Genomic DNA, 13,773 nt, shown 5'->3' on the forward strand with positions numbered 1-13,773 from the left:
GATCCATGTGGTCCACCCTTCTGGCGGAGATGTCACAACTATCCGGCGATGCTTTGTGCGTGACGCACAGCCTGCCGGGTCAATGCGCCGATCGGCGCGCGGGGGCGCGCCGGCGTGTCGCCTCGGAGCCGACGGATCCGAGGATGAGCGCCGTCTGCAGGATGAGCGCCTCGCGCGCACCCGTGGCATCCCACCCGATGACTTCGGACACGCGCTTCAAGCGGTAGCGGACCGTGTTGGGATGCACGAAGAGCTCGCGTGCCGTCGCCTCGAGCGACCGCCCGTTGTCGAGGTAGCTCCACAGCGTGAGCACGAGGTCGGCACTGTGGGTCTGGAGCGGCCGGTAGATCCGTTCGACCAGGGTGATCTTCGCGAGCGGATCGCCCGCGAGCGCGCGCTCGGGGAGCAGATCGTCGGCTTCGACGGGCCGCGGGGCGTGCCGCCACGCGCGCGCGACGGCGAATCCGGCGAGCGCGGCGCGGGCGCTCTGGCTCGCGTCGACGAGCGCGGGGACGGCGGGACCGAGCACGAGGTGACCGGCGCCGAATCCCGGTTCGAGCCGCTTCGCGATCTCGAGGAACGCGAGGTCGACCTCGATGTCGTCGCGCTGCGACGTATCGGCCCGACCGATCACGAGCACGAGTCGCGACCCCTGCACGCCGATGAGCACATCGACTCCGAGCTTGCGAGCCGTGCGACGCAGCTGGTCGACGTCGAACTGCGGGGGAGTCGTGCCCACGAGCACCGAGACCTCGCCGTGTCCGTGCCAGCCGAGCGCCGCGATCCGGCTCGGGAGCTCCTCATCGGCCTCGCCCGTGAGGATCGAGTCGACGACGAGCGCCTCGAGGCGGGCATCCCACAATCCGCGGGCCTCGGCAGCACGGGCGTAGACGTCCGCCGCAGCGAAGGCGACGTCGCGCGAGTACAACAGGATCGCATCGCGGATGCTCGCGCCCTTGCCCGCGACGCGCTCCTCGGTGACGCCGACCGTGACGCGGATGAGTTGGAGCGTCTGCTGCAGGCTCACGCTGCGCAGGAGCTCCCGGGGAGCCGCTGCGAAGATGTCGGCCGCGATCCACGGCGTCGAGGTGGGGTCGTCGTACCACTGGATGAACGACGAGATGCCCGCCTGCGCGACGAGGCCGACCGCCGACCGTCGCGCGGGCGGCATGTCGGCGTACCAGGGCAGGGTGTCTTCCAGCCGCTGGATCGTCGCCGTCGCGAGATCACCCGAGATGCGTCGCAGCCAGGCGAGCGTCTCGGCCTTGTCCATCTCGGGAGCGCCGGGCATGGCGGCGGTCAGCTCTCGCCGCCCGCGTTTCCGCTCGTTCCGGCTGTCACGTCATGCAGGCGGTACTTCTCGATAGCCTGTGCCGCGAGGCTTCGGTCGACGGCGCCTTCGTCCGCGAGCGCTTGCAGCGTCCGCACGACGATCGACGGACCGTCGATCTTGAAGAACCGGCGCGCCGCGGGACGCGTGTCGGAGAACCCGAAGCCGTCGGCGCCGAGCGTCGCGAAGTTGTTCGGCACCCACGGACGGATCTGGTCCTGCACGGCGTGCATGTAGTCGCTCACCGCCACCACGGGCCCGGGGACGTCGCGCAGCTTCTCGGTGAGGTACGCCGTGCGGGGCTCCTCGTGCGGGTACAGGAAGTTGTGCTCGTCGGCGGCGAGGCCGTCGCGGCGGAGCTCCGTCCACGACGTGACCGACCAGACGTCCGCCTGCACGCCCCAGTCGTCGCGCAGCAGCTGCTGCGCTTCGAGGGCCCACGGGACGCCGACGCCCGACGCGAAGACCTGCGCACGAGGACCCTCGCCCTCGAACGACGAGATGCGGTGGATGCCGCGGACGATGCCCTCGACATCGACGTTCTCGGGCTCGGCCGGCTGGACGATCGGCTCGTTGTAGACCGTCAGGTAGTACATGACGTCGGGATCGGGGTGGTTGCCGCCGTACATGCGCTCGATGCCCGAGCGGACGATGTGCGCGATCTCGTATCCGTACGCGGGGTCGTAGGACACCGTCGCGGGGTTCGTCGAAGCGAGCAGGTGCGAGTGGCCGTCGGCGTGCTGCAGGCCCTCGCCCGTCAGCGTCGTGCGCCCGGCGGTCGCGCCGATGATGAAGCCGCGCGCCATCTGGTCGCCCGCCGCCCACTGGGCGTCGCCCGTGCGCTGGAATCCGAACATCGAGTAGAAGACGTAGACCGGGATGAGCGGCTCGCCGTGCGTCGCGTACGACGTGCCGATGCCGGTGAAGGCCGCGAGCGCCCCCGCCTCGTTGATGCCGACGTGGACGATCTGCCCCTGCGGGCTCTCCTTGTAGGCCAGGAGCAGCTCCCGGTCGACCGACGTGTAGTGCTGGCCGTTGGGGTTGTAGATCTTCGCCGTCGGGAAGAACGCGTCCATGCCGAACGTACGTGCTTCATCGGGGATGATCGGCACGATGCGGTGGCCGAAGTCCTTCGCCCGCAGGAGGTCCTTCAGCAGCCGCACGAACGCCATCGTCGTGGCGATCTCCTGCGTGCCCGAGCCCTTCTTCGGCAGCGCGTACGCGTCGTCGCCGGGGAGCGTCAGGCCCACGTGGTGGGTGCGACGCTCGGGAAGGAACCCGCCGAGCTCCTTGCGGCGCTCGAGCATGTACTGGATCGTCTCGTCCTGCGCGCCGGGGTTGTAGTACGGCGGCAGGTACGGGTTCTCTTCGAGCTGGGCATCCGTCACCGGGATGTGCATCGAGTCGCGGAAGAGCTTGAGGTCGTCCAGCGTCATCTTCTTCATCTGGTGCGTCGCGTTGCGCCCCTCGAAGTGGGGACCGAGGCCGTAGCCCTTGATGGTCTTGGCGATGATGACCGTCGGCTGGCCCTTGTGCTCCATGGCCGCCTTGTAGGCCGCGTAGACCTTGCGGTAGTCGTGGCCGCCGCGCTTGAGGCTCCAGATCTGGTCGTCCGTGTAGTCCTTGACGAGGGCGAGGGCGCGCTCGTCCCGGCCGAAGAAGTTCTCGCGCACGTAGGCGCCGTTCTCGGTCTTGAACGTCTGGTAGTCGCCGTCGGGCGTGACGTTCATGAGGTTGCGGAGGGCCCCGTCGGTGTCGCGGGCGAGGAGGTCGTCCCACTCACGGCCCCACACGACCTTGATGACGTTCCAGCCCGCGCCGCGGAAGAAGCTCTCGAGCTCCTGGATGATCTTCCCGTTGCCACGGACGGGTCCGTCGAGGCGCTGCAGGTTCGCGTTGATGACGAAAGTGAGGTTGTCGAGGCCTTCGTTCGCGGCCACCTGCAGCTGGCCGCGGCTCTCGACCTCGTCCATCTCGCCGTCGCCGAGGAACGCCCAGACGTGCGAGTCGGCCCGGTCGGCGATCCCGCGGTTGCTGAGGTACTTGTTCGTCATCGCCTGGTAGATGGCGTTGATCGGGCCGAGGCCCATCGAGACCGTCGGGAACTGCCAGAAGTCCGGCATGAGGCGCGGGTGCGGGTACGACGGGATGCCGTTCGGCGCGGCCGACTTCTCCTGGCGGAAGCCGTCGAGCTGCTGCTCCGTGAGGCGCCCCTCGAGGAATCCGCGCGCGTAGGCGCCGGGCGACGCGTGGCCCTGGATGAAGATCTGGTCGCCGCCCGAGGGGTGGTCGTGACCGCGGAAGAAGTGGTTGAAGCCGACCTCGTACAGCGCCGCAGAGGACGCGTAGGTCGAGATGTGACCGCCGACGCCGATCCCGGGGCGCTGCGCGCGATGCACCGTGACGGCGGCGTTCCACCGCAGCCAGCGGCGGAAGCGGCGCTCGAGCTCTTCATCGCCCGGGAACTCGGGCTCGTTCTCGGGGGCGATCGTGTTGAGGTAGTCGGTCGTCGGCACCATCGGCACGCCCAGGTGCAGATCGTGCGACGTCTTGAGCAGGCTCAGCATGATCTCGCGGCCACGGGCGTGGCCTTTCGCGCGGACGAGCTGGTCGAGTGACTCCTGCCACTCCGACGTCTCTTCGGGATCGCTGTCGAGGGCGTCCTGCGAGTACGGATCCTGGTCGTTGACAGTCACGGAAGACCTTTCGCTATCTGGCAGATCGTGCCAGGGAATCTCAACGGAAGCGGGCTCGGCTTTGTCGGCCGCGCACAACGCACCGCCGACTAGCCTACTCATGTCGCAGAGCCCACGGATGCGTGCGTCGCGCTCTAGACTCGGAGGCTGAGGGCCTTTAGCTCAGCTGGTAGAGCGCCACGTTTACACCGTGGATGTCGTCGGTTCGAACCCGGCAGGGCCCACCGTCATCCATCGCCCGCAGGCGTCTCACCCGGCGGCGGCGCCACGACGTGGGGCTTCGCGAAATCGATGTAGTCCGCCTGCCCGACGCGCGAGCGCCGCCGTGAGTAGGCGAAGTAGATCAGGAAGCCGATCGCGAGCCACACGAGGAACCGCAGCCACGTGTCGACGGGCAGATTCAGCATCAGGTAGAGGCAGATGAGGGCCGAGAGCCCGGGCAGCCAGGGGTTGAGCGGCACGCGGAACCCGCGCTTGAGGTCGGGCTGCTGGCGCCGCAGCACGATGACGGCGATCGAGACGAGCACGAACGCCGAGAGCGTGCCGATGTTCACCATCTCTTCGAGGGTGCCGATCGGCGTGACACCGGCCGTGATCGCGACGACGATCGTCACGAGGATCGAGATCACCCACGGCGTCCGCAGCTTGGGGTGCACCTTCGCGAGGCCCCGGGGCAGGAGCGCGTCGCGCGACATCGCGAAGATGATGCGCGTCGCACCGATCATGAGGGTCAGGACGACCGTCGTGAGGCCCGCGACCGCGCCGGCCGAGATGACCGTCGCCATCCACTCCTGGCCGTGATACGCGAAGGCCTGCGCGAGCGCCGCGGACGGATCGAGTTCGTCGTAGCGCACCATGCCTGTGACGACCGTGGCGACGGCGCAGTAGAGCACGGTGCAGATGAGCAGCGATGCGATGATTCCGATCGGGAGCGCCTTCTGCGGGTTCTTGGTCTCTTCCGCGGTTGTGGCGACGACGTCGAAGCCGATGTAGGCGAAGAAGACGAGCGCCGCGCCGGCGAGGATGCCGCCGACACCGAACGTCTGCGGGGGCAGGCCGAAGAGGAACTGCAGCAGAGGTTGGTGCAGACCCGACGCGCCTTCCGTGGCGACCGCCTCGGGCACGAACGGTGACCAGTTCGCAGGGTTGATGAACGCGATGCCGGCGACGATCACGAAGAGGACGATGAAGAGCTTCACCGCGACGAGGACGAGGTTGACCCGCATCGACTCCTTGATGCCGAACGTCATGAGTGTCCCGAGCACGAGCACGAAGACGATCGCGACGAGGTCGACCGTGCCTCCGTAGCTGATCGCCTCGGGGAGCACGACTCCGAGTTGGGAGAGGAAGGTGGAGAAGTACGCGCTCCAGCCCTGCGCGACGACGCTCGCGCCCAAGAACATCTCGAGGATGAGATCCCACCCGATGATCCAGGCGAACAGTTCGCCGAGCGTCGCGTACGAGAACGTGTACGCCGAACCCGATACCGGGACCGTCGATGCGAACTCGGCGTAGCACATCGCGGCGAGCGCGCACGCGATCGCCGCGATGACGAAGCTGATGACGATCGCCGGCCCCGCGACGTCATGGGCGGCGCGACCTGTGAGCGTGAAGATGCCGGCGCCGATCACGACCCCCACGCCGAAGACCGTGAGGTCGAGCGCCGTCAGCGAGCGCTTGAGTTTGAACTCGGGCTCGTCGGTGTCGGCGAGCGACTGCTCGATAGATTTCGTGCGCAGCAGGCTCATGGCATCCATCCCTCCGGAGTCGTTTCTGCAGACTAGACCCGACGCGTACGGCGTCGACACCCCGCGGTAGGTTGGAGGGGTGAAAGCCAGCCCTGCCGACCAGACCCGACTTCTCGAGGTCGCCGAGCTCGACGCCCGCATCCGTCAGGCAGACAACGCCCGCCGCAATCCGCCGCAGGCGGCCCGTGTGCAGGAGCTGCTGGCGCAGCGTCAGACCCTCGCGCAGGAGCTCTCGACTCGTCTCGGCGCGCGCGACGACCTGCGTACCGAGATCTCGCGCATCGAGTCCGATGTCGCCGTCGTCGACGCCCGGCGCGCACGCGACGCCGAGCGCCTCGCCGGTACCTCGAATCTCAAGGAGGTGCAGGGCTACGAGAGCGAGCTGCAGGCTCTCGCGAAGCGCAAGAGCGACCTCGAGGACCTCGAACTCGACGCCATGGACCGTCTCGAGCAGGCCGACGCATCGGTCGCCGAGCAGGAGGCCCTGATCGCGGCGACGAATGCCGAGGGAGCCGAACTGAGCGCCGAGGCCAAGCGACTCGTGGCCGAAGCCACCGCGGCGGGCGAAGCGGCGACGCGAGATCGCGCCGCGGTCGCCGGGACGGTGCCGGCCGACCTGCTCGCGCTCTACGAAAAGCTCGCGACGCGCAGTGCGGGCGCCGGTGCGCTGCGCCGGCGCACATGCGAAGGCTGCCACATGGTGATCTCGGGCTCCGATCTCGAAAAGCTGCGCGCCCTCGCGTCCGACGACGTCATGACGTGCCCCGAGTGCGGCTGCATCCTCGTGCGCACCGAGGACTCGGGGCTGTGACCCGCGGCGCCTGACGGCCGATGAGCCCCTCCTGGGTGGTGCTGGGCCGAACCGCGGGCACCATCAGCGCCGTGCTGCTGGGGCAGGAGGGCGAGGAACTCGAGCGATCGACGTTCGATCCGGCCGTCCTTCCCGATTGGATCGCGGCCACGGAGCGCGAGTACGCTCCTCGATGGGTGTGGAACGACGCTCCCGCCTGGTACCCGGCGCTGCTCGAGCGCGGCATCCGGATCGCCCGCTGCCACGACCTCCGCCTGTGTCACCTCATCCTGCGCGCGAGTGCCCTGGTGGATCAGGGTGCCGTCGTGCGGCTTCCGTCGGCATGGGATGCCGCGGCCGCGACGATCGAGGCCGCACCGACCCTCTTCGACCTCGACGCGGACGACGGCCAGACGCTGCCTGACGACCTCGACGCGGCGGTCGCCGAGTTCACACGCCAGCGTGACGCCGTCGCGACGTCGGGGGATCCCGCGCGACTGCGCCTTCTCGTCGCGGCCGAGTCCGCCGGCGCCCTCGTGGCCGCGGAACTGCAGGCCGCCGGGTTGCCGTGGAACACCGCGGAGCACGACCGCATCCTCACCGACGTCCTCGGCGCACGGCCGGTGGCCGGGGGAGTTCCGGCGAAGATGGATGCCGCGGCCCGCCGCGTCCGCGACGCGCTGGGGGATCCGGCGGCGAGTCTGGACTCGCAGCCCAAGCTCCTGCGGGCGCTCCACCGCGTCGGCGTGCCGGTCGAATCGACCAGCAGGTGGGAGCTCGCAGAGCACCAGCATCCCGTCATCGCACCGCTGCTCGAGTACAAGAAGCTGTCGCGACTGCATTCGGCCAACGGCTGGGCCTGGCTCGCGGAGTGGGTGCGCGATGAGCGCTTCCGGCCCGTCTACGTGCCCGGCGGGGTCGTCACGGGTCGGTGGGCGTCCTCCGGCGGTGGCGCGCTGCAGCTGCCGCGGCAGCTCCGCGCCGCCGTCCGGCCCGACCCGGGCTGGCTGCTCGTCGTCGCCGACGTCGCGCAGCTCGAGCCCCGCGTGCTCGCCGCGATGGCACGGGATACGGCGCTCGCGGACGCGGCGCGCGGACGCGACCTCTACGCCGGAATCCTCGAGACCGGCGCCGTCGACACCCGCGCCGAAGCGAAGATCGCGATGCTCGGGGCGATGTACGGAGCCACGACGGGGGATTCGGGTCGTCTCGTGCCGCGCCTGCGTCGGACCTTCCCACGAGCGATGGGTCTGGTCGACGACGCGGCGCGCATCGGCGAGGACGGCGGTGTCGTCTCGACATGGCTCGGCCGCACGTCGCCGCCGCCCTCGGACGGATGGATGCAGGTGCAGTCCCGCGCGACGGAGGCCGACGCCGCCGCCGGTGAGGAGACCCGCGCACGACGCTGGGCGCGCGATCGGGGCCGGTTCACCCGCAACTTCGTCGTGCAGGGAACGGCCGCGGAATGGGCGCTCGCCTGGCTGGCGGATCTGCGGACGCGGCTCGCCGCATTGCCGGAGGTCGACGAGAGACGCGCCGCTCCGCGATCGGGCGCGGCCTTCGCACGGCGACCTCATCTCGCCTTCTTCCTCCACGACGAGATCATCGTGCATGCGCCCGAGGCGGTGGCAGAGGAGGCCGCCGCAGCCGTCCGTGCCGCGGCCGAGGTCGCCGGCAGGCTCCTGTTCGGCGACTTCCCGATCGACTTTCCGCTCGACCTGCGCATCGCCGACTCGGCCGACAAACCCGGGTGAGGAACGCCCGTCCGCGACTACGGGCAGGCCGGTGCGAGGTCGAGCAGTTCGACGTCGTCGAGGAGAGGCGTGTGGATGAGGGAGATGTCGGTGTCGCCTGCCGTGCGCTGCGTGTACCGGAACTCGATCGTGTGCGACGTGCCGGGGGCAGCGGTGACCGACGCTGCAGTCGTCGGTGAGCCCGCCTCGGTCGCCGTCACCGTCTGCACGATCTCTCCATCGACCCGCACGCCGTTCAGCACCACGTCGTCCGACGACGCGACGGACACGCTCGTGGAGATCTCGCCGGGAGGCACACCCTCGATGCCGCCGCCCGTGATCCACCATGGCCACGTCGCGGCGTCGGCGGGCGCGTCGTTGCTCAGCACGACGGTCACGATGAGGTCCTGTCGTCCGTCCGATCGACATTCGATCGCACCGGCCGCCATCCCGACGCGGAGGTAGGGGCCCATCTTGCCGGCGGTGTCGTCGTTGAGGTAGACGCCGAACGCTTGCGGATCTGCGCCGGCCAAACGGACGGATTGGCCGCCGAGCACGGAGTGGCTGATCTCGTCCTGCAGAGACGTGTCTGCGCTCCACGCCGAGATCCGACCGTCCTGAACCGGCGCCAGCAGTGCCTGCGACCACGCGATCGGGTCGGAGGCTCCCCGGAAGAGCTGCGCAGCGGCGGCGGCGACCACAGCACGCTGAACAGTCGACTGCTCTTCGCGATCGAAGTCGAAGTAGGTGTCGACGACGAGCGCCTCGACGAGTGATTCGCCCGCGATCTCGGTGCCATCGGGCAGCAGAAGCGGTCCCGTCGCACCGACGAGAGCAGCGACGGCGGGGAGATCGATCGAGAGCACGGCGTCGGGCTCCTGGCCTTTGACCTCGGTCCACCACGAGCTGATGAGGCCCGCGGTGACGGCGAAGTCGGGTGTCATCGTGGAGTTCTGGATGAAGGCGCCCGCACCGGCGCCGTACAGCTCCGCCGTCGACGCCGGGAAGCCCGACACCTCAGGGTCCCGCGGTGGGAAGTCCGCGGCGTCCGCCTGATCGACCACGGTGAGGGTTCCCTCGTTCGCGTCGAGGAGGATGAACCACCCGGCGATACCGCCGGCGGTGCGGACCTCGGCGCCGTTCTGGATGACCAGCAGGACCTCGCTCCGACCACCGACGCCGAGAAGCGTCGGCAGCACTGCCGCGATGTCGGCGACCGTCGTGATGTACGGCGCTCCCTGCGACACGACCGCCTCGAGTGCTCCGACGCCGTCGGCGACCTGGGGGATCATGGCGGCGGGCTCGAGTGCGGAGAGCTCGGCCCCCGCAGTCGTGAAGGCTTCGGCTGCCGCGGACAGCGACGGGGCGAGTTCAGCTGCCGACTCGAGTCCGAGATCGTCGCCGTCGGCTCCGATCTGCTGGATTTCATCGAGGACCTCGCCGACGCCGGCTGCGAGGGCGTCGGCGGACGCCGACACGACCCGCGCACCGGCCAGGTTCGGTCCGATCACGGGAACCCACTCGGCGGCCCGCCACACGGGATCACCCGTGAGACCGCGCGCTTCCGCCGCGTGCCCTTCGGCCTCTGCGAGGAGCTCCCGAAGCGAGTCGAGATCCCGCGCGTCGGCGGCTTCCTGAATGGGCGCGGCCAACGGCATGATCATTTCGAGCTCGCTCTTGGCCATGAGCGCCCTGATTCCGACCCATGCGCCGCACGCGACCAGCACCGCGACGATCGCCGTCAGCGTCAACACGACCCAGAGCACTCGACGTCGACGCGTGGGCTGGCTCACGTCGCCCAACCTAGCTCAGGAGCGAGGGATTACGCGTTCGAGCCTCGGCGACGCGTGACGATCATCGCGCCGACACCGACGAGCACGAGGGCACCCGCGAACAGGCTGATCGGGAGCATGGCTGCCTCGACACCGGTGCGGGCGAGATCGCCCTTACCCGCGACATCGCCCGTGAGGCCGAGCGCGATCGGATTCGTGGCGCAGTCCGGAGTCGCCTCGGGGTAGGAGAGCGGGACCTCGAGCTGCGGGTTCACCTGGATGACCGCCTTGATGTCGCCGCGGGTCCAGGCGAAGTTCTCGTCCGTCGGGACGTACGTGCCCGAGGCATCGATCGTCCAGCCGGGCCAACCGATGGCGTTGCCGTTCTCGTCGACCTCTGCGCCGGGCCACAGGACCCGACCGGAGAGCTTGTTGTCGACGAGCGTCCCGAGCTCGACCTTGTACTCCTCGTCACCGGCGGTCATGACGAGCGACGCGACGTGACCCGTCGCGACGTTGTCGGGATCGAGCAGGAAGACCGAGTAGTTGATCCACGGGACGTCGCGGTCGCACTCGCCCACGGCCGTGGATCCGCCGAGCGTCGGCTCGGTCGGGTCGACCGGCGTGTAGCCGGTCGCGGCCGGCGACGGTGCCGACGGATCTCCATCCTCGACAGCAAGGGCAGCCGAGCCGCCCATCACGACGAGTGCGGCGGCCAGCGCCGCGGAAAGCACGATCTTGCGCATGATAATTGCCTCCCCAAAGGCGATTGATCTTCGGACCCAACCCCAGTTGCAGGGTCCGTAGCGGTCTCACACTACAACAGAGGTCGGTGGACCGTCGGTAATACTCAGGGTTTCTTCATACAATCGTGAGGCGAATGGGTCGGCTGGACGGTCGCGTCGCCCACGGTCATCCGTGGGCGCCGAGGAACGTCCGGGCTCCACAGGGCAGGGCGGTGGGTAACACCCACCCGGAGTGATCCGCGAGACAGTGCCACAGAGAGCAGACCGCCGGGCTACGGCCCGGTAAGGGTGAAAGGGTGGTGTAAGAGACCACCGGGGTCGCGGTGACGCGACTCGCACGGCAAACCTCGCCCGGAGCAAGGCCAGACAGGGGATGATGACGCGGCCCGCCGAGTCCCCGGGTAGGCCGCTGGAGCGGCACGGCAACGTGTCGCCGAGAGAGATGACCGTCCACGGGGCGCGAGCCCCCGGACAGAACCCGGCGTACAGGCCGGCCCATTCGCCCTCTCGCCGCGGTCGCGGCGCTCAGCCCAGTGCGAGCGCCGCGGCCCCGATGATGCCCGCGTTGTTGCGGTGCACGGCCGGCACGATCTCGGTCTTGAGGTTCAGCAGAGGCAGAAACTGGTCCGCGTGCTTCGACACGCCGCCGCCCACGATGAACAGGTCGGGGCTGAAGAGGAACTCGATGTAGTCGTAGTACCACTGCAGGCGCTTCGCCCACTTCTCCCACGACAGGCTCTCGCGTTCCATGGCCGAGTACGCGGCGAAGGCCTCGGCATCCTTCCCGTGCTTCGCACGCTGGACGTGACCGAGTTCGGAGTTCGGCACGAGCACACCGTTGTAGAGCAGCGCCGAGCCGATACCGGTGCCGAGCGTCGTGAGGATCGTGAGGCCGGGCTTGTCCTTCGCGGCGCCGTAGCGCATCTCGGCGACGCCCGCGACATCCGCGTCGTTGGCGAAATGGATGTCGCGGCCCAAGCCGTCCTCGAAGAACTTCTCGGCCTCGAAGCCGATCCACTTGTCGGAGACGTTCGCAGCCGAGAGCGTGCGACCGTTCTTGACGATCGCGGGGAATGCGACGCCGAGCGGGATGGCGTCGTCGGCGATGCCGAGGCGGTCCAGCACTTCTCGGACGGCGGCGAGCACGTCCTCCGGCTCAGCCCCCGCCGGTGTCGCGACCTTCATGCGATCGCTCACGAGGATGCCTTGATCGAGATCGACGATCCCCGCTTTGATGCCGGTTCCGCCGATGTCCACGCCTACCGCGCGCGCTGCTGCCGTTGCCATGCCGACAGCCTATCCAGCACCGTCCGCCGGATCAGTAGGATCGACCATGGCGGCCTCCATCACGCGGAACCGCCCTGGGAGGAGACATCGTGTCGGGCGACAGCGAGAAGTTCTGGTACAACCTCACGACGGGCGAGGTCGAGAAGGGCTTCGAGTCGCCCGCGATCGACCGCGCGGGTCCGTTCGACACGGCCGAGGAGGCTGCGAAGGCTCCTGATCTCCTGCGCGAGCGCTCTCGCTCGTGGGCCGAGGACGAGCGGCGCGAGGACGGCTGGGGCCGCACGCTCGAAGAGGTCACCGAGCAGGAAGACGAGCTGTGACGATGGACAAGCAGCGCGACTTCGTCCTGCGCACGATCGAGGAGCGCGGCGTCAAGTTCGTGCGTCTGTGGTTCACGGACGTCATCGGCACCCTCAAGTCGGTCGCGATCGCTCCTGCCGAGGTCGAGGGAGCGTTCGCAGAGGGTCTCGGCTTCGACGGGTCCGCGATCGAAGGTCTGACGCGCTCGTACGAGTCCGACCTGCTCGCGCACCCCGATCCGACGACGTTCCAGACGCTGCCGTGGCGCGGCGAGATCGACCCGACCGGTCGCATGTTCTGCGACATCACGACGCCCGACGGTCAGCCCGCGGTCGCCGATCCGCGGCACGTGCTCAAGCGCGCACTAGCGAAGGCCGCCGATTCCGGATTCACGTTCTACACGCATCCCGAGATCGAGTTCTATCTTCTGAAGTCGTCGTCGTACGGCCCTGACGGCCCCGAGCCGGTGGATTCCGCCGGCTACTTCGACAACGTGCCCGGAGGGACGGCCCACGACTTCCGCAGGCGCTCGGTGCGGATGCTGGAGGACCTCGGCATCTCGGTCGAGTACAGCCACCACGAAGGCGGTCCGGGTCAGAACGAGATCGATCTGCGGTACGCCGACGCCCTCGCCACCGCCGACAACATCATGACCTTCCGCACCGTCATCAAAGAGGTCGCGATCGAGCAGGGCGTCTACGCGACGTTCATGCCCAAGCCGCTCAGCGGCAAGCCCGGCAGCGGCATGCACACGCACATGTCGCTGTTCGAAGGCGACCAGAACGCGTTCTACGAAGAGGGTGCGCAGTACCAGCTCTCGAAGGTCGGCCGCCAGTTCATCGCGGGCCTCCTGCGGCACGCGAATGAGATCTCTGCGGTCACGAACCAGTTCGTGAACTCGTACAAGCGACTGTGGGGCGGTGACGAGGCCCCGAGCTTCATCTGCTGGGGTCACAACAACCGCTCGGCGCTCGTCCGGGTGCCGATGTACAAGCCCAACAAGGGCCAGTCCTCGCGCGTCGAGTATCGAGCGCTCGACTCGGCCGCCAACCCCTACCTCTCCTTCGCGCTCATGCTCGCGGCGGGTCTCAAGGGGATCGAGGAAGGGTACGAGCTGCCTCCCGAGGCCGAGGACAACGTGTGGTCGCTGACCGACTCGGAACGCCGTGCGCTCGGCTACGCACCGCTGCCCGCGAGCCTCGACCACGCGCTCGAGTACATGGAGGAGTCGGAGCTCGTCGCCGAGACGCTGGGCGAGCAGGTCTTCAACTACGTGCTCCTCAACAAGCGCAAGGAGTGGCAGGAGTACCGCTCGCAGGTGACGCAGTACGAGCTCAAGAGCAACCTCGAGATGCTCTGACCGCGCCCGCG

At 68.8% G+C, this 13,773-nt stretch carries 10 protein-coding genes, 1 tRNA gene and 1 other RNA gene; 6 read left to right on the forward strand and 6 right to left on the reverse strand.

Translation table 11 applies throughout. From position 1 onward, the window contains the following. Positions 1-79 precede the first annotated feature (79 nt). Together MA876_RS12750 and aceE are read right to left on the reverse strand one after the other, a co-directional pair. Positions 80-1,291, reverse strand: coding sequence for a PucR family transcriptional regulator (locus MA876_RS12750; RefSeq protein WP_248149735.1), 1,212 nt, complete (start codon positions 1,289-1,291; stop codon positions 80-82). Positions 1,292-1,299: 8 nt separating this feature from the next. Further along, positions 1,300-4,026: a pyruvate dehydrogenase (acetyl-transferring), homodimeric type gene (gene aceE, locus MA876_RS12755; RefSeq protein ID WP_248149737.1), complete on the reverse strand. Its 2,727-nt coding sequence runs from the start codon at positions 4,024-4,026 to the stop codon at positions 1,300-1,302. Between the two features lie 151 nt (positions 4,027-4,177). Between aceE and MA876_RS12760 the strand changes: the two genes are divergently transcribed. After that, positions 4,178-4,250 (forward strand) — tRNA-Val (locus MA876_RS12760). A 3-nt stretch (positions 4,251-4,253) separates the two neighbouring features. Here the strand turns inward: MA876_RS12760 and MA876_RS12765 are convergent. After that, positions 4,254-5,774, reverse strand: coding sequence for an amino acid permease (locus MA876_RS12765; RefSeq protein ID WP_248149739.1), 1,521 nt, complete (start codon positions 5,772-5,774; stop codon positions 4,254-4,256). A gap of 79 nt (positions 5,775-5,853) precedes the next feature. Between MA876_RS12765 and MA876_RS12770 the strand changes: the two genes are divergently transcribed. Together MA876_RS12770 and MA876_RS12775 are read left to right on the forward strand one after the other, a co-directional pair. Beyond that, positions 5,854-6,585, forward strand: coding sequence for a zinc ribbon domain-containing protein (locus tag MA876_RS12770; protein WP_248149741.1), 732 nt, complete (start codon positions 5,854-5,856; stop codon positions 6,583-6,585). Positions 6,586-6,605: 20 nt separating this feature from the next. After that, positions 6,606-8,318: a bifunctional 3'-5' exonuclease/DNA polymerase gene (locus tag MA876_RS12775; protein ID WP_248149745.1), complete on the forward strand. Its 1,713-nt coding sequence runs from the start codon at positions 6,606-6,608 to the stop codon at positions 8,316-8,318. 17 nt (positions 8,319-8,335) lie between these two features. Here the strand turns inward: MA876_RS12775 and MA876_RS12780 are convergent, their stop codons facing one another. Both MA876_RS12780 and MA876_RS12785 read right to left on the reverse strand, forming a co-directional pair. Continuing rightward, positions 8,336-10,090 (reverse strand): DUF4012 domain-containing protein, encoded by a 1,755-nt coding sequence (locus MA876_RS12780; protein ID WP_248149748.1) that lies wholly within the window; start codon positions 10,088-10,090, stop codon positions 8,336-8,338. A 29-nt stretch (positions 10,091-10,119) separates the two neighbouring features. Continuing rightward, a complete protein-coding gene (locus tag MA876_RS12785) occupies positions 10,120-10,815 on the reverse strand; it encodes a cell wall protein (protein ID WP_248149750.1) in 696 nt (231 codons plus the stop codon). Between the two features lie 135 nt (positions 10,816-10,950). Here MA876_RS12785 and rnpB point away from each other — a divergent pair. Then, positions 10,951-11,317, forward strand: an RNA gene (rnpB, locus tag MA876_RS12790) — RNase P RNA component class A. 23 nt (positions 11,318-11,340) lie between these two features. Here rnpB and ppgK read toward each other — a convergent pair. Beyond that, positions 11,341-12,102 carry a polyphosphate--glucose phosphotransferase gene (gene ppgK, locus MA876_RS12795; RefSeq protein ID WP_248149752.1) on the reverse strand — a complete coding sequence of 254 codons (762 nt, stop codon included), beginning with the start codon at positions 12,100-12,102 and terminating at the stop codon, positions 11,341-11,343. A gap of 89 nt (positions 12,103-12,191) precedes the next feature. Here ppgK and MA876_RS12800 point away from each other — a divergent pair, with 89 nt between their 5' ends. Next, positions 12,192-12,422, forward strand: a complete 231-nt coding sequence (locus MA876_RS12800) for an SPOR domain-containing protein (protein WP_248149755.1) — start codon at positions 12,192-12,194, stop codon at positions 12,420-12,422. 2 nt (positions 12,423-12,424) lie between these two features. Next, positions 12,425-13,762, forward strand: a complete 1,338-nt coding sequence (gene glnA / locus MA876_RS12805) for a type I glutamate--ammonia ligase (protein WP_248149758.1) — start codon at positions 12,425-12,427, stop codon at positions 13,760-13,762. The last annotated feature ends 11 nt before the right edge of the window (positions 13,763-13,773 follow it).

The sequence above is a fragment of the Microbacterium aoyamense genome, assembly GCF_023155855.1.
In the GTDB taxonomy this organism is placed as follows: Bacteria; Actinomycetota; Actinomycetes; order Actinomycetales; family Microbacteriaceae; genus Microbacterium; species Microbacterium aoyamense.